This is a genomic window from Chryseobacterium sp. MYb7 (assembly GCF_002979455.1).
GTDB lineage: Bacteria > Bacteroidota > Bacteroidia > Flavobacteriales > Weeksellaceae > Chryseobacterium.
Genome location: NZ_PCOU01000030.1, coordinates 31,316 through 52,167, shown reverse-complemented (window position 1 = coordinate 52,167; position 20,852 = coordinate 31,316). Strand labels below are relative to the sequence as shown.

At 36.1% G+C, this 20,852-nt stretch carries 16 protein-coding genes, 1 tRNA gene and 1 pseudogene; 7 read left to right on the top strand and 11 right to left on the bottom strand.

The window, feature by feature from the left end; translation table 11 throughout:
• Window positions 1-32: 32 nt before the first annotated feature.
• The 10 genes and pseudogenes from CQ046_RS19750 to CQ046_RS19705 all read right to left on the bottom strand — a co-directional run bounded on the left by CQ046_RS19750 (window position 33) and on the right by CQ046_RS19705 (window position 11,007).
• Window positions 33-830, bottom strand: a complete 798-nt coding sequence (locus CQ046_RS19750) for a tetratricopeptide repeat protein (protein ID WP_105703911.1) — start codon at window positions 828-830, stop codon at window positions 33-35.
• The gene (locus tag CQ046_RS19745) at window positions 802-1,320 is read right to left on the bottom strand and encodes a hypothetical protein (RefSeq protein ID WP_123906654.1); all 519 of its coding nucleotides are present in this window, start codon (window positions 1,318-1,320) and stop codon (window positions 802-804) included. The genes CQ046_RS19750 and CQ046_RS19745 overlap by 29 nt, the downstream gene beginning before the upstream one ends.
• Window positions 1,321-1,329: 9 nt before the next feature.
• Window positions 1,330-2,766, bottom strand: coding sequence for a tRNA (N6-isopentenyl adenosine(37)-C2)-methylthiotransferase MiaB (gene miaB, locus CQ046_RS19740; RefSeq protein ID WP_105703909.1), 1,437 nt, complete (start codon window positions 2,764-2,766; stop codon window positions 1,330-1,332).
• An 85-nt stretch (window positions 2,767-2,851) separates the two neighbouring features.
• Entirely contained in the window at window positions 2,852-3,631 is a 780-nt protein-coding gene (locus tag CQ046_RS19735; RefSeq protein WP_105703908.1) for a hypothetical protein, read from the bottom strand.
• Window positions 3,624-4,046: an energy transducer TonB gene (locus CQ046_RS19730; RefSeq protein WP_165790560.1), complete on the bottom strand. Its 423-nt coding sequence runs from the start codon at window positions 4,044-4,046 to the stop codon at window positions 3,624-3,626. The genes CQ046_RS19735 and CQ046_RS19730 overlap by 8 nt, the downstream gene beginning before the upstream one ends.
• A 4-nt stretch (window positions 4,047-4,050) precedes the next feature.
• Window positions 4,051-4,533: a hypothetical protein gene (locus CQ046_RS19725; RefSeq protein ID WP_228406999.1), complete on the bottom strand. Its 483-nt coding sequence runs from the start codon at window positions 4,531-4,533 to the stop codon at window positions 4,051-4,053.
• 136 nt (window positions 4,534-4,669) lie between these two features.
• Window positions 4,670-6,402, bottom strand: a pseudogene (locus CQ046_RS19720) (thiamine pyrophosphate-dependent enzyme).
• 240 nt (window positions 6,403-6,642) lie between these two features.
• Window positions 6,643-7,845 (bottom strand): diaminopimelate decarboxylase, encoded by a 1,203-nt coding sequence (lysA, locus tag CQ046_RS19715; protein WP_185126214.1) that lies wholly within the window; start codon window positions 7,843-7,845, stop codon window positions 6,643-6,645.
• A 260-nt stretch (window positions 7,846-8,105) separates the two neighbouring features.
• On the bottom strand, window positions 8,106-9,329 hold the full coding sequence (locus CQ046_RS19710; RefSeq protein ID WP_105703924.1) for a PolC-type DNA polymerase III: 1,224 nt from the start codon (window positions 9,327-9,329) through the stop codon (window positions 8,106-8,108).
• Between the two features lie 151 nt (window positions 9,330-9,480).
• Entirely contained in the window at window positions 9,481-11,007 is a 1,527-nt protein-coding gene (locus CQ046_RS19705) for a helicase HerA-like domain-containing protein (RefSeq protein WP_105703904.1), read from the bottom strand.
• A gap of 227 nt (window positions 11,008-11,234) precedes the next feature.
• On the opposite strand from CQ046_RS19705, the gene CQ046_RS19700 reads away from it, so the two are divergent.
• From CQ046_RS19700 to CQ046_RS19690, 3 genes are all read left to right on the top strand, one after another.
• On the top strand, window positions 11,235-12,209 hold the full coding sequence (locus tag CQ046_RS19700) for a hypothetical protein (RefSeq protein ID WP_123906653.1): 975 nt from the start codon (window positions 11,235-11,237) through the stop codon (window positions 12,207-12,209).
• 212 nt (window positions 12,210-12,421) lie between these two features.
• A complete protein-coding gene (locus CQ046_RS19695; protein WP_105703902.1) occupies window positions 12,422-13,831 on the top strand; it encodes an MBL fold metallo-hydrolase in 1,410 nt (469 codons plus the stop codon).
• Window positions 13,832-13,850: 19 nt separating this feature from the next.
• Entirely contained in the window at window positions 13,851-14,150 is a 300-nt protein-coding gene (locus CQ046_RS19690) for a thioredoxin family protein (protein ID WP_047424552.1), read from the top strand.
• A 45-nt stretch (window positions 14,151-14,195) separates the two neighbouring features.
• Here CQ046_RS19690 and CQ046_RS19685 read toward each other — a convergent pair whose 3' ends face one another.
• Entirely contained in the window at window positions 14,196-14,948 is a 753-nt protein-coding gene (locus tag CQ046_RS19685) for a nitrilase-related carbon-nitrogen hydrolase (RefSeq protein ID WP_105703901.1), read from the bottom strand.
• Window positions 14,949-15,170: 222 nt separating this feature from the next.
• On the opposite strand from CQ046_RS19685, the gene CQ046_RS19680 reads away from it, so the two are divergent.
• From CQ046_RS19680 to CQ046_RS19665, 4 genes are all read left to right on the top strand, one after another.
• Complete coding sequence (locus CQ046_RS19680) at window positions 15,171-15,611, top strand: DUF6646 family protein (RefSeq protein WP_105703900.1); 441 nt, start codon at window positions 15,171-15,173, stop codon at window positions 15,609-15,611.
• 106 nt (window positions 15,612-15,717) lie between these two features.
• Window positions 15,718-17,211 (top strand): RIP metalloprotease RseP, encoded by a 1,494-nt coding sequence (rseP, locus tag CQ046_RS19675; protein ID WP_105703899.1) that lies wholly within the window; start codon window positions 15,718-15,720, stop codon window positions 17,209-17,211.
• An 80-nt stretch (window positions 17,212-17,291) separates the two neighbouring features.
• Window positions 17,292-17,365: transfer RNA gene (locus tag CQ046_RS19670), tRNA-Asn, on the top strand.
• 300 nt (window positions 17,366-17,665) lie between these two features.
• A complete protein-coding gene (locus CQ046_RS19665) occupies window positions 17,666-20,848 on the top strand; it encodes a S41 family peptidase (protein WP_105703898.1) in 3,183 nt (1,060 codons plus the stop codon).
• The last annotated feature ends 4 nt before the right edge of the window (window positions 20,849-20,852 follow it).

The window sequence follows — 20,852 nt, the reverse complement described above, 5'->3', positions numbered from 1 at the left end:
AAATTTTTGATTATTGATTTAATGTTACTCTTCTACAGTGCTTCAATCTCTTTTCTGTAGACTTTGTTGAAGTGATGAGTGTAGACATCTTTCATGGTCTTTCCTTCATCATACGTTTGCAGGGCTAACATTTTTAAATCTAAATAATCTTTGTTTCTGATCTTAGAAACTTTACTTTTAAAGTATATATTCTCAGCAAAGTTGTACTCTTTGCTTTGTTTTTCAAAATTTTCCAGGGCTTTGTCATACCTTCCCAGCTCGAAATAGGTCACCCCAAGCTGATAATGATCAAACATTCCCTTCACATAACCTCTGGTGGTCAGAAGCCTTTCTATAATACCGGCTGCTTTTACTTTCTGCCCTAAAGCACTGTAGGACATAGCTCTTACTACATCCAGGCTATAGTCTCCGTTTTGAGATCTTCCTAAGTCTTTAGGATAATATTTTTTTAATCCTTCTAAATCCTGAATAGCCCCTTTATAGTCTCTTAAAAACTGAAACTTCGTCCAGCCTCTGTAGCCAAGATGCATTTGGGGGTTTAAAGCAACTGCTTTATCGATTAAAATTTTCCAGGTTACAAAATCTCCGTTTTTAAGATATGGAACGGCTTTTTCCATATAAGCATGGGAGAAATCAGGACACAGCTCGATAGCTTTGTCAAAGCATTCCTGAGATTCTGCATAGCCTTGTAAATCTGAAGCCCAGCTGTATAACTCACACGCTTTTTTGCAGTTCTCACCCTCTACTGCATTACAGTTGACCTGTGCAATAGTATTGGTGTAAACGATAAGTAACAAAAAGCTAAGGTAATACCTCTGAAACTTTTCCATTTTCAATTTTATAGGTTATATACTGATAGTAATCTACTTTTAAACCTTTTATCTCTTTCGGCATCCAGCCATCGAGGAATTTTGTAAACTGTAACAGTTTATTTTCTAATTCTTCATCCAGTACAGTATCTTTCAGATCCGGGCTCATATGCTGTAATCTGAAGAGGCCTGTCTTTCCCTCACAATTTACTAAAAATCTTACGGTAATATAACCGTTGATCTTCTTTTCAGAATATATATTTTCTTTTTTAAGTTTTTCAGTGATCGCAATCTTTTCGCCTTTGTAGCTAAATTCCTTTGCACCCTGATAATACTGAAAGCTGAAATGTCCCCATTGTTTTGAGCCACATCTTTTAAAATCAGCATCATCCAGTGTTTTATCAAATTCGATATCTCCTACTGTGGCAGGGTATTTTTTTACATTCTTTTCTGTCTGACAGGATACCAGAGCAAACGAAAGCATTGCAAAAAGATAAACTGCTTTGATCACCACTTCATTTTATTCCACAGTTCTCCCTAAAAGTGTGCCTTGTGTATTGTCATGTACAAAAACGTTCACAATGTCACCTATTTTCTGTCCTTCTAGCTTATCGAAGACACATACTGCATTCTGGGAGTTTCTTCCTTTCCATTGGTTTTTATTCTTCTTGGAAATTCCTTCAATCAAAACCTCGTGTACTCTTCCTACGTAAGACTTCATCCTTTGGTTGGAGAGTTCACCCTGAAGGGCAATCACCTCAGCAAGACGTCTCTGCTTCACATCAGCCGGAATATTGTCTTCCATTTTCTTGTGAGCCGGAGTTCCCGGTCTTTCTGAGTACGCGAACATATAACCGTAGTCATACTCTACTTCTCTCATCAAGCTTAGGGTATCCTGATGATCTTGTTCTGATTCGTTACAGAATCCAACGATCATATCCTGAGAAAAAGCTACTTCCGGAACAATTTCCTTCGCTTTTTTAATCAGATCCAGATATTCTTCACGGGTATGTTGTCTGTTCATTGCTTCAAGCATATTATTGCTTCCACTTTGTACAGGAAGGTGTACATATTTACAGATGTTGTGGTGTTTTGCCATCATTTTGAATACATCCAGACTCATATCCTGAGGATTTGAGGTAGAGAATCTGATTCTTAATTCAGGAACAGCTTTAGCCACTAAATCAAGAAGCTGGGCAAAATTAACGGCTGTAGCTTTCTGCATTTCAGAAGCTTTGGCAAAATCTTTTTTAGGACCTCCTCCATACCAAAGGTAAGAGTCTACGTTTTGTCCTAAAAGGGTAATTTCTTTATATCCGTTATTGGCAAGATCTTTACATTCGTCTATGATAGAGTGTGGATCACGGCTTCTTTCTCTTCCTCTTGTAAAAGGAACTACACAGAATGTACACATGTTATCACACCCTCTGGTAATGGTAACAAAAGCTGTAACTCCATTTCCTCCTAAACGAACAGGATTAATATCTGCATAAGTTTCTTCTTTGGAAAGAATTACATTGATGGCGTCTCTTCCATCATCGGTTTCTTTTAAAAGATTAGGCAGGTCTCTATAAGCATCCGGACCAACAACAAGATCAACCAGTTGTTCTTCTTCTAAGAATTTAGTTTTCAATCTTTCCGCCATACATCCCAGAACTCCTACCGTCATATTCGGTTTTTCTTTTTTAAGATTTTTGAACTGAGAAAGACGCATTCTTACAGTTTGTTCTGCTTTTTCACGGATAGAACATGTATTTAAAAGAATCAGGTCTGCTTCTTCTACTTTCATTGTTGTATTATATCCCTGTTCATTAAGGATAGATGCAACAATCTCAGAGTCAGAGAAATTCATCTGACAACCATAGCTTTCTAAAAACAGCTTTTTAGAATTCTCCGGTCTTTCTGCAATAGCAAAAGCTTCACCCTGTTTTGTTTCGTCTATATATTTTTCCTGCACGATGATGAATTTAAGGTCCGCAATATTAAATTACGAACAAATAAGTTTGCAAAGATACAAAATATTGTGACAGAATGTCAGGAGATTATCTGTAACTGTTATTATGAAAATTTTGATCCATTATTTTATTCTGATCTTCCAACTCTATCTGAAGATCAAATTGTTGAAAAATAGGTTGCCTAATTTTAGCTCTAATTGGAATATTATTAAATGTAGCGGGATTCCATTTTCCTTTTATTTTAGATAGACTATTGATGATATCTTTCTTTTCATAGTCAAAAAAATCGCCTTCAATCTCGAAATCCACCATTTCACCATTCTCATTGACAACAAATGTCAACAAGGCTCTTTTATCCTCATTTTTCTTTATATATCTTTCAAAAATGGACTTAATTTCAAATCCAAAAGCTTTTATTCCTTTTTTAAAAGTTGGGTTTTCCTTTTTGTTTTTACTTGGATCATCTTTGGAATTCACTAAATAAAAAGGATTTATTTCAATTTTGGTAATTGCTCCAATAAATTTCCCATTCACTTTTGCCGGCATCCATCTTTTGAGATGGGGAATAATTTTACGACTGAAATTAAATGCACATTTATTTTTTTGAATATCTACAATATCAAAATCTTTAACATAGTTGATGGTTGAATTTTCATATACAAGAATCTTTACATTATACCGTTCTTCACTTTTTTCACAAGGCAACAACTTTAGTTCTTTAACAACCTTTACCATTTCCTTATTTAGTTGATTTAACCCACCAGCATAAAAATCTTGCCCATAAGGATATTTATCCAAAACTTCATTTTGAGCAAAAATTAATTTTGTTGTAAAGAAAATGATGAGCAACAAAAATTTCTTAATCATGATCATAGGTATTGTTATCAAACCTTATTTTCATGATGGTTTTATAATCAAAAGGAACCCCATTTTTAGTGGCGGGTGTCCATTTCCCTTTTACCTTTTTAGCAGCAAACTTCATATCATCAATAAAAGTTTCGCTGTTTTTGAATTTAGGGAGAATATCCACTTTATCTATTTTACCTTTCGGATCAATATTAAATATGAAGGTTACTTCTCCTTTGATGGCATATAAAGCTACATCAATATAGGCATACACCATTTTCAGAAATTCTTTTCTAAAGGCATCTTCACCTCCCGGGAATTCTGCTTTTTTAAAATCTGCATCATTCTGATATTGATATTGAACAGCAGCTGTCTGTTGTGAAAAACCTTTAAAACTGATTAACAGCAAAGGTAAAATTAAAAGATATTTTTTCATGGTATTAATCGACATCTACAGACATTGAGGAGAAGTTCATCTTAACTTTGATTTGTGAAGCTACTGGCTGTCCGTTACAAGAAGCAGGAGTCCAGTTTTTCTTTATTCTTCTTACGACATACTGCATATCATCAAAAAAGACTTCACTGTTTTGAACTTTAGGCATTCCTTTCACATCCACAACTTTTCCTTTAGCATCAAGTACCAGTGTAAAAGTAAAATCACCGGTAAGAGCATAGAAATCTGAATTCAGATAGGCATACATATACTTGTTCAGGATGGTTTTATAAGCAGTAACCCCACCTTCATACGATGCCGGTTTGAAATCATTACATTTTACAGCAACCTGCATAAAAGGTTCTTTAATATCTATTTTCAGAACATTTTTATTACTTTCTCTGATAAAAGAATCATCACGGTCTTCCTGATCCTGAGCGAATGAAAAATTCATTACGCACAAGGCTAAAAATAAAAATATCGTTCTCATAGTTTTGTTTACTAATAATAAACAAAGGTAAATATTTAACTCATTTATAAAAAAGAAAAACTTCACACAAAGTATGAAGTTTTAAAATATAGATTCCGAATTTCAGCGTATATCTGAAATTCATTTACTTTTTACCTTACAACAATCCTTTAATATGTTTATAATTGCTCTTCACGGTTTCAAAAACCTCATCCATTTTGCCGCCCAGCATCAGCTGCGCCATAGACTTGGTCATTCCCATAATCTGATCAAATTCAATTTTGGGAGGAAGAGCCAGTGCATTAGGATTGGTAAAGATATTCAGAAGATAAGGGCCATTGTGGTCTAAACATTCTTTAATGGCATCTTCCACATCTTCCGGAAGGTGTACATTCTTTCCGGGATATCCCATCGCATGTGCTACCATTGCAAAGTCCGGATTGATCATATCAGTTTCGTTATCGGGCATTCCACCCACTTCCATCTCCAGTTTTACCATTCCCAGGGTTCTGTTGTTGAATACAATCAGTTTTACAGGAAGCTTATACTGAAAAATAGTCGCCATATCTCCTAACAGCATGGATAATCCTCCGTCTCCACATAGGGCAATCACCTGTTTTTCAGGATGAGCCAAGGACGCTCCTATTGCCATTGGCATTGCATTCGCCATTGATCCGTGATTAAATGATCCCAGCATTTTTCTTTCTCCTGTTCCTGTAATAAAACGGGCTCCCCATACACAGCACATTCCGGTGTCTACTGTAAAAATAGCATCATGCTTAGCAAGTTTATCTAAAGTATGAGCAACAAATTCCGGCTGAATAGCGTTTTCTTTCCCAAAGTCTTTTACATACTCCAACTGATTTTCTTTTACTTTATCATAAAATGCCAGTTGTTCGTTCAGGAAATGAACATCAGTCTTTTCTTCCAACAAGGGAAGTAATGCTTTAATGGTTTCTTTGACATCCCCTGCAAGCCCAAGTTCCAGTTTCGCTCTTCTTCCTAATCTTTCAGGGCTTTCATCAATCTGGACTATTTTATTTTTTACAGGCATGAATTTTTGATAAGGAAAATCCGTTCCCAAAAGGATTACAAGATCTGCTTCATGCATGGCGTGATAAGCTGAGGGGAATCCTAATAATCCTGTAAGCCCTACTTCATTAGGATTATTGGGTTGAATAGCCATTTTACCACGGAAAGAATATCCTACCGGAGCTTTTAATAAATCAGACAAAGCGATCACCTCATTACGGGCTTCAGTGGCGCCTATTCCACAGTATAGGGTTACTTTTTTGCTTTTATTGATTAGTTCTGATAGCTTTTCAGCTCATGATCTGATGGTCTTATAACAGGATTAGTTTTAAAGATTTGAGTGGAAGTAGAACCTTCCTCGGCATCCAGCTCAGAAACATCCCCGGGAAGACCTATTACAGCCACTCCTTTTTTGGAAATAGCATGCTGAATAGCTGTCTGAACAGTTCTCTGTACCTGTTCCGGTCTTGTTATCATCTGGTTGTAGTAACTGCAATCATCAAAGAGTTTTATTGTATTGGTTTCCTGGAAATAATCCATCCCCATTTCATCACTGGGGATAGTGGAGGCAATCACCAGCATTGGGACATGGGAGCGGTGCGCTTCATAAACTCCATTAATCAAATGAACGTGCCCAGGACCGCAACTTCCGGCACAGACTGCCAAACCATCAAGCTCCGCTTCTGCAGCCGCAGCATAAGCTCCTACTTCCTCATGCCTTACATGAATCCACTGAATACTGCTTTTTTTAACCGCAATATTCAGATGATTGAGACTGTCTCCTGTTACTGCATAAATTCTTTTCACATTGGCATTTTCGAGCATTTCAACAATTTGCTCTGCTATGTTTTTGGCCATAATTACTTTGTTTTGGTGGTTTTTTTGGTGAAAATAGGACTGAGAAGGATAATAATCTTCCTATTTCTATCAAATTTAGCTAATAAAGTTGAAAACACAGTCCCATTTCAATGTTAAAACTTTGTAATTTTATCATAAAACCTGGTGTTTTTTACACTAGAAGATTTCAATTAATGAGAAACGATTTAAAAACAAAACAGCCACCCAAAAGGGCGGCTGTTTATATATTATGTTTCAGATTTACATTACTATTTCAATCTGATTTCTCAACAAATCTTCGAACTCATCTCTTTTACGGATCAAATGTGCTTTTCCGTCTAAGAACAATACTTCCGCAGGCTTTAATCTTGAATTAAAGTTGGAACTCATTTCAAAACCATAAGCTCCCGCATTGTGGAAAGCAAGGATATCTCCTTCTCTTACTTCATTCAGTTTTCTATCCCATGCGAAGGTATCTGTTTCACAAATGTTTCCTACTACGGTATAAATTCTTTCTGCTCCTTTTGGATTGGATAAGTTCTCAATCATATGATAAGAATCGTAGAACATTGGACGGATCAAATGATTAAATCCTGAATTCACTCCAACAAAAACCGTAGCTGTCGTCTGCTTGATCACATTAGCTTTCACCAATAAATATCCGCTTTTTCCAACCAGAAATTTCCCAGGTTCAAACCATAATTCGAATTTTTTTCCTGTAGTTTTTGAAAACTCAGAAATCACTTTTTCTACTTTTTTACCTAATGTTCTTACATCAGTTTCTTCTTCGCTATCCTGATAAGGAATTTTGAAACCACTTCCCATATCCAGATATTTCAGATTCGGGAAATGCTCAGAAAGTTCCAGCATGATATCCAAAGCCTGCAGGAATACATCCGGATCTTTGATCTCACTTCCTGTATGCATGTGAAGCCCTTCAACATTCAGGTTTGTACTTTTCATCACTCTTTCGATGTGGCGAACCTGGTGAATGGAAATACCGAATTTACTGTCGATATGTCCTGTAGAAATCTTATAGTTACCGCCTGCAAAAATATGCGGGTTGATTCTTACTAAAATCGGATAGGTATTTCCGTATTTATTCCCGAATTGCTCAAGAATAGAAATGTTATCAATGTTTATATGAACTCCGAAAGTCATTGCTTCTTCTATTTCAGCCAGATCAACACAGTTGGGAGTAAACAATATCTTTTCCTTTGGAAATCCCGCCTTTAGTCCAAGCTTAACTTCATTAATGGATACACAATCCAAAGAAGCGCCCAGATTCTTGACATACTTAAGGATATTGATGTTTGTCAACGCCTTCGCTGCATAGAAGAACTTTGTATGTTTTAAAAAAGAAGATGTAAGTTTTTCGTATTGAACTTTGATGGATTCTGCATCATAAACATACACCGGGGTGCCAAACTCATTGGCAATCTTTAATAATTCTTTTGAATTCATAATTTCATTTTAACATAAAAAAAGGCAGATTCTTATAAAAAGAGTCTGCCGCATTGATTATTTTTTATGCAAGACAACTCTTTTAAATATTCCAAACCTTAGAGAACCTTACAGCTCCCTTTTTTCCAGTTTTAATTTGTTTAAAATTTTGCATTGCTTCTATTTATTTTTTGCAAAAATACTATTTATTTTTCATTTTCTGAAAATTGATTTGAAAAGCGTCTTCTTTTAAATCAATTTGTAAAGTGCTAATTCCTATATCATTTCGGTAACGGCAGTGTTTCAAAATCGCTTCGAAGCAGTGCCAGCTGTAGTTCATTATTCAGATCTGTGGAAGATAACGGAAGGTCAATTTTTAATTTAGCAAGCTTACTGATGGTCTGGATCTGTGTAAACAACTCATAAAAACCAAAAGAAACCACTTTTCCGTTTTCTATGATTAAAAATAACTTTTCACCCAGTTTCCTTCCCTGCCCCAGCCACAATTCATTCCTTTTCCTGAATTCAATTTTATCTTTCAGCACGGAAAAATCTTTAAATTCTTCCTGGGAGCCAATAAACTGAACAGCTTTTGTCCCTTGCGTAAATGATCTGAATTTTAAAACTGGTTTTTCGGTTTTATTGAGCGTATTTTTCTCAACTACATATTTATTATTCCTGAAATACAGCCCGAAAGGTAAAACTTCTTTCTTCTTAATATTCTTGGAATTAAGAATCAGTTTAGCAATAATATCTGTGCCGGTAAGCTCAAAATTAATCTGCTCAACATCTTTCTGAATCTGTTCCCATTTTTTTGATTTGGAATTGAAAACTTTTTTAGAAAATTTGTTGATATCCTGAACATAATCCGAGAACATGATACGTCCTCCTTCGTCCTGAAAATAGACAAAACCTTTATCATTCGGAAGATCCTGTGTAAGTTCTTTGATCTTATTGATATAGCTTTTTGCATTAGACTCGTCATGCTGTTTCTGAATGATTTCATTTTCTACATCTTTTGAAATCAAAAGCTTGAAAAGTTCTAATGTAGCTCTGGCATCACCTTCAGCTCTATGATGATTGGTCAAAGGAATTCCTAGTGATTTTACCAGTTTTCCCAATGAATAGCTTACCTCATCGGGAATTAGCTTTTTCGCCAACGGAATTGTATCTAAAGTATTGATTTTAAAATCATAACCAAGCCTTTTGAATGATTGGCGAAGCATTCTGTAATCAAAATCAATATTATGGCCAACCAATGTTGTATTTTGAGTTATTTCGATAACTCTTTTGGCAATTTCATGAAATTTTGGAGCAGTTTTGACCATTTTTGGGGTAATACTGGTCAGTTTCTGTACAAAAGGGGTAATATCACCTTCCGGGTTTACCAGAGAGATAAACTGGTCCGTAATTTTCTGACCGTCATATCTGTAAATGGCGATATCTATAATGCATTCATTTCTATAACCTGCACCATTACTTTCTATATCTATAATTGAATACATTGAATGTGTGTTAACTGCTGTTTTGTCATTTATATTGAAAACCGATGTCTTATTCCCCAATAAAATCCGGTTTTATTGTTTACTGTTATGTAAAGATAACCTGCTAAAATAACAAAAAATATAACAAAATATAGCAGATTATCTTTCAAAATTATCTTCTTCTGCCTCCCAGACCGAACATTCCGAGAATAGCTTTTGCACCTTCTCTCATTAATGTAGAGGTAAAAGTACGGCCTGCTTTACTTTGTAATACCTGTTCAAACATTCCCGGTTCTTCTTTTACAGGTCTTGCCTTTTGGGTAGGAGTTGGGTTTTGTGCAGCTTGTTCCATTCTGTTGGTCAGCATTTCATAAGCAGATTCTCGGTCAATTGCCTGTTCATATTTTGCAACAAGTGCAGATTTTGAGGTCAAATCTGAGATTTCCGCCGAGCTCAAAACATCCATTCTTGATTCCGGAGAGATCAGATAAGTATGTACTAATGGTGTAGGAATTCCTTTCTCATCAAGAGCAGTGACAAACGCTTCTCCAATTCCCAAATTCTGGATCAAACTGGACGCATTGTAATACTCTGTGGTAGGATAGTTTTCAACAGCTTTGGTAATTTCTTTTTTATCTTTTGCTGTAAATCCTCTTAGTGCGTGCTGTATCTTCAGTCCTAATTGGGAAAGAACATTTTCAGGAACATCCCCTGGAATCTGGGTAATAAAATAAATCCCCACTCCTTTGGAACGGATCAGTTTTACCATGGTTTCAATCTGAGAAAGAAGGGCTTTGGACGCTTCATCAAAAATCAGGTGCGCTTCATCTATGAAAAGAACCAGCTTTGGCTTACCGCTATCTCCTTCTTCCGGAAACGTCATATAAATTTCCGCAAAAAGTGAAAGCATAAAGGTTGAGAAAAGCTGTGGCTTATTCTGAATATCTGCTACCCTTAATATATTTACGACTCCTTTTCCGTCTCTTGTTTCCAGTAAATCCTGAACATCAAAGCTTAGTTCACCAAAAAAACCTGCTGCCCCCTGCTGTTCCAAGGCCACAATAGATCTCAAAATCGTTCCAAGAGATGATGATGCAATGGATCCATAATTAGCCGCAAGCTCTGCTTTTCCTTGTGCATTATCTGTTACATACTGCAAGACTTTCTTCAAATCATTAAGATCAATCAATGGAAGTCCTTTATCATCACAGTATTTGAAGACGATAGACATGATGCTTTGCTGGGTATCATTTAGTTCAAGAATTTTGCTGAGTAAAACAGGCCCAAATTCCGTAACAGTAGCCCTTAATTTCACTCCTTCACCCCCGGAAATACTCATTAATTCTACCGGAAAAGCTTGCGGAGTATAAGGAAGCTGTGTTTTAGCATATCTTTCTTCAATAATGGGATTCATTTCTCCTGCTTCTGCAATTCCGGAAAAATCTCCTTTGATATCCAGCACCAAAGATGGAATTCCTGCATGAGAAAGCTGTTCTGCAAATACCTGCAGTGTTTTTGTCTTACCAGTTCCCGTAGCTCCGGCGATAAGACCATGACGGTTAATTGTTTTCAGAGGAATGGTTACGTTTACTTCTGTGACCACTTCACCATCAAGCATTCCTTTTCCTAATATAATATGCTCTCCTTTTGGAGTGTATCTAGCGTTGAGTTCTTCAATAAATTGTGTTTTGTCTGCCATTTGATCGCTTTTTTAAACTTATAAATATAAAATTTTTTGTAAAGATTTGTGTAAATAAAATAATATTAGTGATTAAATTATGTTCTAAGTTCACCCATTTTATTTTTAATTTAGCCCTCACAACAACATATATACCACAGATGATTTCATTTAAGAAAATTTTACTCGTTATTTTTGCTTTTTATTCCTTTCTGATTTTTTCCCAGAAACGAAATAAGCCTGTCGACTTGCAGATAAAAGGAGATTATACGCATCTACCAACATCTGCCGTCTTCCCGTCCTTATGGTCTGGTTTTCAAAGAGAAGCCATATTTTCTTACGACTTACAGAATAAACATGTTGTAATAAGTTATGTACAACAGAGCAGCAAAAAATCTAAAACAGTTCTCACCTTATATGTCTATCCTAAAAAATCTGTTGACAACCAACTTCTAAGAGATGAATTTTCTGTGTATGAAACGGTTCTTAATCAGAATTCTAATAAAGGTGTAGATTTAAAACCTATGTTTGGAAGTACAGCCAATGATAAGGTAAAAGTAAATTATATCTATTCCATATTCGATCATGCAATGGGTGAAAGTGACTTTTTTAAAGGCGTAAAATATACAGATAAGAAATCTCTTCTTTCTATTTATGAATGTGGAGGCTGGGGTTTTAAAATAAGGGTTTCAAGTGATGAGATGACCTCTGATCAGCTGGCAGATCTTAAAACTAAAGCTGAAACGTATTTTGGGTTACTGGATATAGCCTCTAAAAAGCCACTTCCCATAAGCCACACACCAGATATTATCTTGTCCCCGACTATTAAAAGAGATTCTATGATGATCAATGCAGTGATTACTGCTGCTCAGGCAAAAATAAAGTGGCTGGGAGAAAATTCTGAAAAAAAAGAACTTCTGACAGGCTTCAATGATATGAATATCTATTCTGAAATTTTTGCCACAGAGAAAATGATAGAATTCTATAAAGACCATGAAAAAGACTGGCCAATGCATGAAGACACCAAAAAATATTTTGCTGAAATAATAAAGATAGCGGATAACGGAAAAATTAAAGATTATCTCTATGACAAATACAATAGACTGATCCATTATGATGAAGGGGAAGCTAAAAAAGATGAATATCTCCAATTCAAAACAGATAAGAATATTACAGAAAACACCAATGAAGTCTTGTACAAAATATTTTATAACATAGACTAAAAAAGTTTTCAAAAAATTTTGCTTAGTAAGAGAACATGATATAAAACAGCATTTACCTATTGTCTCTATATAAGGCATTCTTTTTGCTAAAAAACAAGATATACTAAACGTACGTTTAACAAAGTATTGAAAGAAACTATCAATGGGATTTAACATTTCATTTAGAATTTATCTAATACTTTGTATCTTTAACTCATTAAAAAAAGACCCCAATGAAAATTGAACAAATATATACGGGCTGTCTGGCTCAGGGTGCCTATTATATTGTATCAGAGAATGAAGCAGTGATTATAGATCCTTTAAGAGAAGTAAAACCTTATCTGGATCGTCTGGAAAAAGACAATGTCACTTTAAAATATATTTTTGAAACTCACTTCCATGCTGATTTCGTATCAGGGCATTTGGATTTAAGCAAGAAAACAGGTGCTCCGATCGTATACGGTCCTACTGCCGCTCCGGAATTTGACGCCATTATTGCTGAAGATGATCAGATTTTTGAGATCGGAAAAGTAAAAATAAAGGTAATGCACACTCCGGGACACACCATGGAAAGCAGCACTTATCTTTTAATAGATGAAAATGGTCTTGAAACTGCAATTTTTACAGGTGACACCCTATTTTTAGGAGACGTAGGAAGACCGGATCTTGCACAAAAAGCGACTAATCTTACTCAGGAAGATCTTGCGGGAATTCTGTACGATAGCCTTCAGAACAAAATCATGCCATTGGATGACAGTATTACGGTTTATCCTGCTCATGGTGCCGGATCTGCTTGTGGAAAAAATATGCAGAAGGAAACGGTAGACATTTTAGGAAACCAAAAAAAGACGAATTACGCTCTTAATCAACCTGATAAAGCATCTTTCATCAGAGAAGTTCTTGATGGTTTAACAGCTCCACCGAAATATTTCGGAATGAATGTCGCTTTAAATAAAGGCGGTTATGAAAGTCTGGACGTTGTAATGAACAAAGGGTTGCAACCTGTTACACCTGAAGATTTCGAAGCTTTGGCAGAGGAAACAGGAGCATTAATTTTAGATACAAGAGGAGCTGCGGATTTCCATAAAGGATTTGTTCCCAACTCTATCAATATAGGACTGAAAGGAGATTTCGCCCCATGGGTAGGAACTCTTATTGTAGATGTAAAGCATCCTCTATTATTAGTTACTGATGAAGGCACTGAAGAGGAAGTGATCACCAGACTAAGCAGAGTAGGCTTTGATAATGTGATAGGATATCTGAAAGGAAGTTTTGAAGCATGGAAAAATGCAGGTATGGAAACTGACGAGGTTAAAAGAATCACTCCGGCTGAATTTGCAGAGCAGTTTACAAAAGAAGCTACAGTAGTTGATGTAAGAAAACTGACTGAATATTCTGCAGAGCACATTGACAATGCGTACAACAAGCCATTGGACACCATTAGTGACTGGGCACGTACCATTGATGATTCTGAACATTTCTTCCTGCACTGCGCAGGTGGGTACAGAAGCATGATTGCAGCAAGTATTCTTAACTCACACGGAATCAGAAACTTTACAGAAATAGAAGGAGGATTTAACGGTATCAAAAAAACAGAAAAATTCCCGACTACTGATTTTGTTTGTCAATCCAAAACATCTTAAGATCATAAAAAACTAAACTATGTCACAAAAATTTCAGGAAATCATAGATTCCGAAAGACCTGTACTGATTGATTTCTTCGCAACATGGTGCCAGCCTTGTAAGGTTCAGTCTTCGGTATTAAATACAGTAAAGGAAAATATCGGCGAAGGAGCCAGAATTATCAAGGTAGATGTAGACCAATATCCTGCACTGGCAGCACAGTATGGAGTGCGTGGAGTCCCTACACTGGCAATTTTCAAAAAAGGAGAAATGCTATGGAAGGAAAGCGGTGTTCATGATGTGAATACATTAACGAACCTTCTGCAGCAATATGTTTAGATAAAAATAAAGGCTGAAGTTCATTTGAATTTCAGCCTTTTTTATTTATAGTTGGATTAAGAAACTGTCCCTATCATTCAAAAACTGGAAATGTTTTCTAAAATCTTTCAATTCCTCCATATATAATTCTGCAAATATAAGATTACCTTGTTTTTGGGAAATTTCTTTTCCATCCCCAAAGAAGCAGTGAGAACTTTCCTGATAAAACAGGTCATTCCCATCGGTCCCAATTCTGTTCAAACCAAACACAAAAGATAAATTTTCAATAGCTCTGGCTTTCAACAGATGTTCCCATGCTCCTACTCTTTTCTCAGGCCAGTTGGCAACGTATAAAATTGCATCATAATCATCATTATTTCTTGCAAAAACAGGAAAACGAAGATCATAACACACTTGAAGCAGAAAGCGTATTCCTTTATATTCAACAATTATTCTGTCTTTCCCGGGCGTATAAACCTTATCTTCTCCGGAAAAGGAGAACAGGTGTCTTTTATCATAAAAAGAGGTTTCGCCATCCGGTTTTATAAAGTACATTCTGTTATAAAAGTTTCCGTTCTGTTCTACAGGAGCGCTTCCGCAGAATGCTGCATCTTTTTCTTTTGAGATCCTTTTCAAAAACTCCAGAGATTCGCTATTTCTGTCTGAAACTTCTGAAGCATCCATACAGAAACCTGTTGAAAACATTTCGGGAAGAAGAAACAGATCTGCTTCCACATTTTGCAGTTCGTTTTCTATGAGTTTAAAATTCTCCGCTTTATTTTTCCAGATGATATCTAAATTAAGCCCTACAACTTTCATCTTTTATTCTTTTTTAATTATTTCAAATCTGACGTATAAAAATACTGTTTTTATGATTACAAAAAGAGAATTAAATGGCTTAAAAATGAGTTTTGGCCGTAAAAACTAAGCTTTATTTCTTAATAATTTATTAAAGTCTTCCATTTTTAGAGTACTGTCATTCTTTCGGTTCCATTTTTGATAGAAATATTTTTTATTACTATCCTTAAAAATTAGAAATTTATGAAGAAATTGTTTTTTATGGTGACGATCTTCTTTTTTGGTGCTATGGCCAATGCTCAGGCCTGGACAGGAAAAGGAGATCAGAAAATACAACTGGGGCTGAGTGCCTGGGGATATGGAACCGGAGTAACGGGAACTTATGACTATGGACTCAATCAACTTATTTCAGTAGGAGCTGGAATTAACGGCTACTTTGACAATTATAAAAACAACGATAAGGATAATCGTGTTTTTGTGTTCGGAAGACTGAACTTCCACTTGCAGGAAGCTTTAAATCTACCTTCAAAATGGGATATTTACCCTGGAGTAGACCTTGGAGTTCTTGGGAAAGACTTCGGAGTGGGCGCTCACATAGGAGCTCGGTATTTCTTCACAGAGAAAATAGGCGTATTCGCAGAAGTTGGTAATAATGGCAGCCTTGGAGTTTCTTTCAATTTATAATCAAATCGTCTTTAAATATGACAAAGCTTCTCGTTTCGGGGAGCTTTTTTATTTGGCATAGTTTTGATAATTGTTACCTTTGCAAATTAAAATCTAAAATTTATTAATGGAAATAGCAATCAAACTTTTTCAGTTCATTCTGAGCATCTCTATACTTGTCCTTCTTCATGAGCTTGGGCATTTTTTACCAGCAATATGGTTCAAGACCAGAGCAGAGAAGTTTTTTCTGTTTTTTGATCCTTACTTTTCCATATTCTCCATGAAGAAAATCAACGGGAAATGGCAGTACAAGTTTTTATCCAAGAACCTGCCGGATTCTGAAGTAATAGAGGTGAACGGAAAGAAGGAAGAAGTTCCTATCGATATATCAAAACTTCCTGACAACGACTGGAGAAAACATCCTGAACAAACTAAATACGGTATAGGATGGCTTCCTTTTGGAGGATACGTGAAAATTGCAGGAATGGTGGACGAAAGTATGGACACTGCCCAAATGAAAAAACCGGCAGAACCATGGGAGTTCAGATCAAAACCGGCCTGGCAGAGACTGATCATTATGTTAGGAGGGGTTACGGTAAACTTTTTCCTTGCATGGTTAATCTACAGCTGTCTGTCTTTCTTCAACGGAGAAACGTATACAGATATTACAAAATTCAACAATGGTATTGAAGCCACTTCGGCAGGGAAGAAAATGGGATTCCAGAATGGTGACAAAATCATCAGTGTAGACGGAAAACCTGCAGAAAGACTTGAAAATACTTCAATCAATATTCTTTTAGGAGATCATGTTACTGTAAACAGAAACGGGCAGGAAGTTACCTTCCCTGTAAATGCAGATGGTGTAGCAGATGTTCTTAAACAGAGAGAAGCTAAGCTATACATTACTCCAAGAGTTTCTATGATTATTGAATCATTAGCTACTCCTTCTTCTTCCCAGACATCTGGTCTTGCGAAAGGAGATAAAATTGTGGGAATCAATGGTAAGAAAGCAGCATTCTTTGATGAAGTAAGCACTCTTTTAAGTGAAAATAAAGGTAAAACAGTTTCTGTAGACGTAGAAAGAAACGGAGCTCTACAGACCTTACCAGCAGTTTCTGTTGATAAAAACGGAAAACTGGGTATCGCAATTGACACGAAAAGTATCGCAAAAGATATTGTAACGAATAAAAAATATTCCTTCGGAGAGGCTATTCCAAGAGGATTTACAAGAACTATTGAAGCACTAACAACACAGGTTAAGCAGTTCAAAATCATGTTCAACTCTAAAGTTCAAGGATATAAAAATGTAGGAGGTCCTATTGCCATTGTAAAGAATATGCCTGTAGATAAAGATGCGGATGGAAGCGTTAAGATCAATTGGGTTGCTTTCTGGAGCTTTACAGCAATGTTTTCCGTATGGCTGGCATTCCTGAACCTTATTCCGATTCCGGGACTTGATGGTGGGCACGTTTTATTTACTTTATATGAAATGATTGTAGGAAAACCAGTTCCGCAAAAAGTTTTGGAAAACGCACAGATGATTGGGGTTATCTTCCTGTTAGGCTTGATGTTACTGATCTTCGGAAGTGATATTTTCAAATGGCTTGCAGGAACTTTATAATTTTTTAAAAATTTTTCTTAAAAATATTTGTAGGGTATAAATATTCGTCCTATATTTGCACCACTTAAAACAAAGGACATTCCTCCTTAGCTCAGTTGGTTAGAGCATCTGACTGTTAATCAGAGGGTCGCTGGTTCGAGCCCAGCAGGAGGAGCAAAAAGACTTACAGAAATGTAAGTCTTTTTTTGTGCTTTAATGTGAGCAATTTCATGGCAATGAGCTCAGAAATACAGATATTTGTATTTTATCTTAAGTTTTTATGAAGTATTGATCTGTTTTATTGAATATCATCCACCCTTTCAGGCACTTTTCATGTAACGATTTCCTTAATCATCCGACTATTCTTTTTTAAAGTAATCGATATTGAGAAAATTCTTACCAAATGAATACTTCTCTACAAAGACTAAAAATAATAAAACCAATATATAGTATTGTATAAATACCCAATTGTACCATGAAGAAAACTATTATTTCGTTATTAACAGCATTTTCTATTATAGGAATCTCGGCGCAGGAAAAGTCTTATTTTTTATCAAGTCCATCATTGAGTCCTGATGGAAAAACAGCTTACTTTGCTTACGATGGTGATATCTGGAAAGCAGATTCCAATGGAGGAAATGCTTCAAGAATTACTGCCCTGGACGGAGAAGAAATCAATCCACGTCTTTCTCCGGATGGGAAATGGCTGGCATTCAGTTCTAATCAATATGGAAATTATGATGTCTATGTAATGCCCGCAGGAGGAGGAACAATCAAGCAGCTAACCTTCCATACTGGAAGAGACGAAATGGAAAGCTGGGCATGGGACAGTAAAACGATTTATTTTACTTCCAGCAGAAATAATAATTTCGGAAGTTTTAAAACTACAATTGAAGGAAAAACACCTCAAAAGCTTTTCAATAATTATTTCAACAACACCAATGGCCTTGTAGAAACGCCTGCAGGAGAATATCTTTTCACAAGCTCTTCAGAAAGCGCTCATCAGGTACAGCGTAAGCGCTATAAAGGAGAAAACAATCCTGATATTCTGGGATATAACCCCAAAAGCAATTCTTTCAAACAGTACACCAACTACGAAGGAAAAGATTTTAATCCAAGTGTAGATAAAAATGGGATAATTTATTTCATTTCTGATGAGAATAATGGAGAATACAATCTTTATAAACTCGAAAATGGTCAAAAGACTGCTTTAACGCAATTTGACACTTCTATTAAAAAGCCGTTTGTTTCAGCAGACGGATCGAAAGTTATTTTTGAAAAGGACTATCAGCTTTACACTTATGATGTGGCTTCGAAAAGCACCACTCCTCTCAATATCAATCTGAATACCAATAAAACACTGGAAAAAGCACAGAATTTCAATGTGGAAAACAATATTTCCTATTATGATGTATCTCCGGATGGTAAAAAAATGGCGTTCATAAGCCGTGGTATTATATTCGTTTCAGATATTGAAGGAAAATTTGCACAACAGGTTTCTGATGGAAAAGAACGTGCAATGGAAGTAAAATGGCTGAAAGACAACCGCACTTTGCTTTACAGCCAAACGTATAACGGTTATCAAAACTGGTTTACTATTCAGGCACACGGAAAAGGCCAGCCAAAACAATTAACGGAAGATTTACGCAACAACCGTAATATCACGTTGAATAGTAATCTTACAAAAGCAGTTTACTTAAGCGGAAGGGATGAAGTAAGATTATTGGATTTAAAAAGTTTCAAATCTACAACCATCGTCAAAGATGAAATCTGGGCATTCCAAAATTCCAGACCTTCTTTTTCGCCTAATGATGAATATGTACTGTTCTCTGCAAAAAGAAACTTCGAGCTTGATATTTTCATCTATAATATCAAAAAAGCACAGACTTTAAACCTTACCAACACGGGTGTTTCAGAGGAAGATCCTGTGTGGTCTCCTAATGACAAGTATATTTATTTCGCCAGCGACAGAACCAACCCGTCTTATCCTTTAGGCATGCAGAAGTCGAACATTTACCGTATGGCTCTGGATTGGTTTGATGAACCGTTTAAATCCGAGAAATTCGATAATCTTTTCACTGAAGAAAAGAAGGATGAAAAATCTTCAGATAAAGCGAAAAGCAAAGACAAGAAAGCCAAAAAAAAGGATGACAAGGATAAAGAGAAAAAGGAAGAAAAAGAGCCGGTAATCAAAGAGCTGAAAGTAAATCCCGATGATACTCTGGACAGAATTGAGCTGGTTACTGACCGATATGGATATCAGGATGATCCAGCAGTTTTCAATGATGATAAGAAAGAGGTTCTTCTTTTCAACTCCAATCAGGATAATGGAAAAAGGCAGTTGTTTAAAAAGGTCTTCACTGATTTTGAGCCCGCTAAATCTGAAAAAGTGTTTGATAAAGCAGCTTATTATTTAACCAAAAATGAGAAAAACCTATTCGCACTGATAGAAGGTAACATCTATAAAACAACCGTAGCAGCTTTAAAACCTGAAAAAATAAGCATCCAGTATAGTTTTGATAAAGATCTGGCGTCTGAATTCACTCAAATGTATGCTGAAGCCTGGACAGGTGTGGAGGAAAACTTCTACGATGAAAAATTCCATGGTATTGACTGGAAAGCAAAAAGAGAACAGTATGCGAAATATCTTCCGTATGTACACAACAGAAATGATCTGCGAATTTTATTGAATGATCTTTTAGGGGAACTTAATTCTTCACACACCGGATTTTCATCCACCGGAAAAGAAGAAACAATGTATCTGAACTATTTCACAAATGAAACAGGAATTACCTTCAAACAAGAACAACCTTACACGGTAGAAAGTATTGTGAGAAAATCTCCGGCTTACCGTTCAGGAGTTGACATCAAACCTGGTGACCAATTGGTTTCTGTCAACGGAAAAAAGGTTGATACCAATGAAAATATCGAAACGTATTTTACAAGTCCGAAAAAACAGGATGAGCTTGTTCTTACGTTCACTCGTGATGGCAAAAACATAACTGCCAAAGTACATCCGATTTCAAATGGAGAATTAAAAGGATTGCTTTACGATGATTGGATCTTCAACAATCACCAGCGTGTTGACAAGCTTAGCAACAACCGTATTGCTTATTCATGCATGAAAAACATGTCTACTGATGAGCTTGACCGCTTCCTTTTGGATATGGTAGAACAGGAAAACAGAAAAGACGCTGTAATTCTTGACCTTCGTTACAATACCGGGGGAAATGTTCATGATAAAGTATTAAATTTCCTTTCTCAGAGACCTTATTTACAGTGGAAATACCGTGAAGGAAAAATAACTACCCAGCCTAATTTTGCCCCTTCCGGAAAACCTATTGTTCTTTTGATTAACGAGGCTTCGTTAAGTGACGCCGAAATGACTGCAGCCGGATTTAAAGCATTGAAACTGGGTAAAATCATTGGTCAGGATACTTATCGATGGATTATTTTCACTTCAGCTAAAGGTTTGGTAGACGGATCTTCTTACAGATTACCTTCTTGGGGAACTTATACTTTGGACGGACAGAATCTTGAAAAAACAGGAGTGAAACCTGATATTTATGTTAAAAACACGTTCATGGACCGTCTTCAGAACAATGATCCACAGCTGGAAAGAGCTGTTCAGGAAATACTTAAAGATTTAAAGAAATAAAATT

Excerpts from the sequence above, each read along its gene's own strand:
- CQ046_RS19750 (WP_105703911.1), bottom strand. The coding sequence starts at position 830 with ATGGAAAAGTTTCAGAGGTATTACCTTAGCTTTTTGTTACTTATCGTT.
- CQ046_RS19735 (WP_105703908.1), bottom strand. The coding sequence starts at position 3,631 with ATGATTAAGAAATTTTTGTTGCTCATCATTTTCTTTACAACAAAATTA.
- CQ046_RS19730 (WP_165790560.1), bottom strand. The coding sequence starts at position 4,046 with ATGAAAAAATATCTTTTAATTTTACCTTTGCTGTTAATCAGTTTTAAA.
- CQ046_RS19725 (WP_228406999.1), bottom strand. The coding sequence starts at position 4,533 with ATGAGAACGATATTTTTATTTTTAGCCTTGTGCGTAATGAATTTTTCA.
- lysA (WP_185126214.1), bottom strand. The coding sequence starts at position 7,845 with ATGAATTCAAAAGAATTATTAAAGATTGCCAATGAGTTTGGCACCCCG.
- CQ046_RS19710 (WP_105703924.1), bottom strand. The coding sequence starts at position 9,329 with ATGTATTCAATTATAGATATAGAAAGTAATGGTGCAGGTTATAGAAAT.
- CQ046_RS19705 (WP_105703904.1), bottom strand. The coding sequence starts at position 11,007 with ATGGCAGACAAAACACAATTTATTGAAGAACTCAACGCTAGATACACT.
- CQ046_RS19695 (WP_105703902.1), top strand. The coding sequence starts at position 12,422 with ATGAAAATTGAACAAATATATACGGGCTGTCTGGCTCAGGGTGCCTAT.
- CQ046_RS19690 (WP_047424552.1), top strand. The coding sequence starts at position 13,851 with ATGTCACAAAAATTTCAGGAAATCATAGATTCCGAAAGACCTGTACTG.
- CQ046_RS19685 (WP_105703901.1), bottom strand. The coding sequence starts at position 14,948 with ATGAAAGTTGTAGGGCTTAATTTAGATATCATCTGGAAAAATAAAGCG.
- CQ046_RS19680 (WP_105703900.1), top strand. The coding sequence starts at position 15,171 with ATGAAGAAATTGTTTTTTATGGTGACGATCTTCTTTTTTGGTGCTATG.
- rseP (WP_105703899.1), top strand. The coding sequence starts at position 15,718 with ATGGAAATAGCAATCAAACTTTTTCAGTTCATTCTGAGCATCTCTATA.
- CQ046_RS19665 (WP_105703898.1), top strand. The coding sequence starts at position 17,666 with ATGAAGAAAACTATTATTTCGTTATTAACAGCATTTTCTATTATAGGA.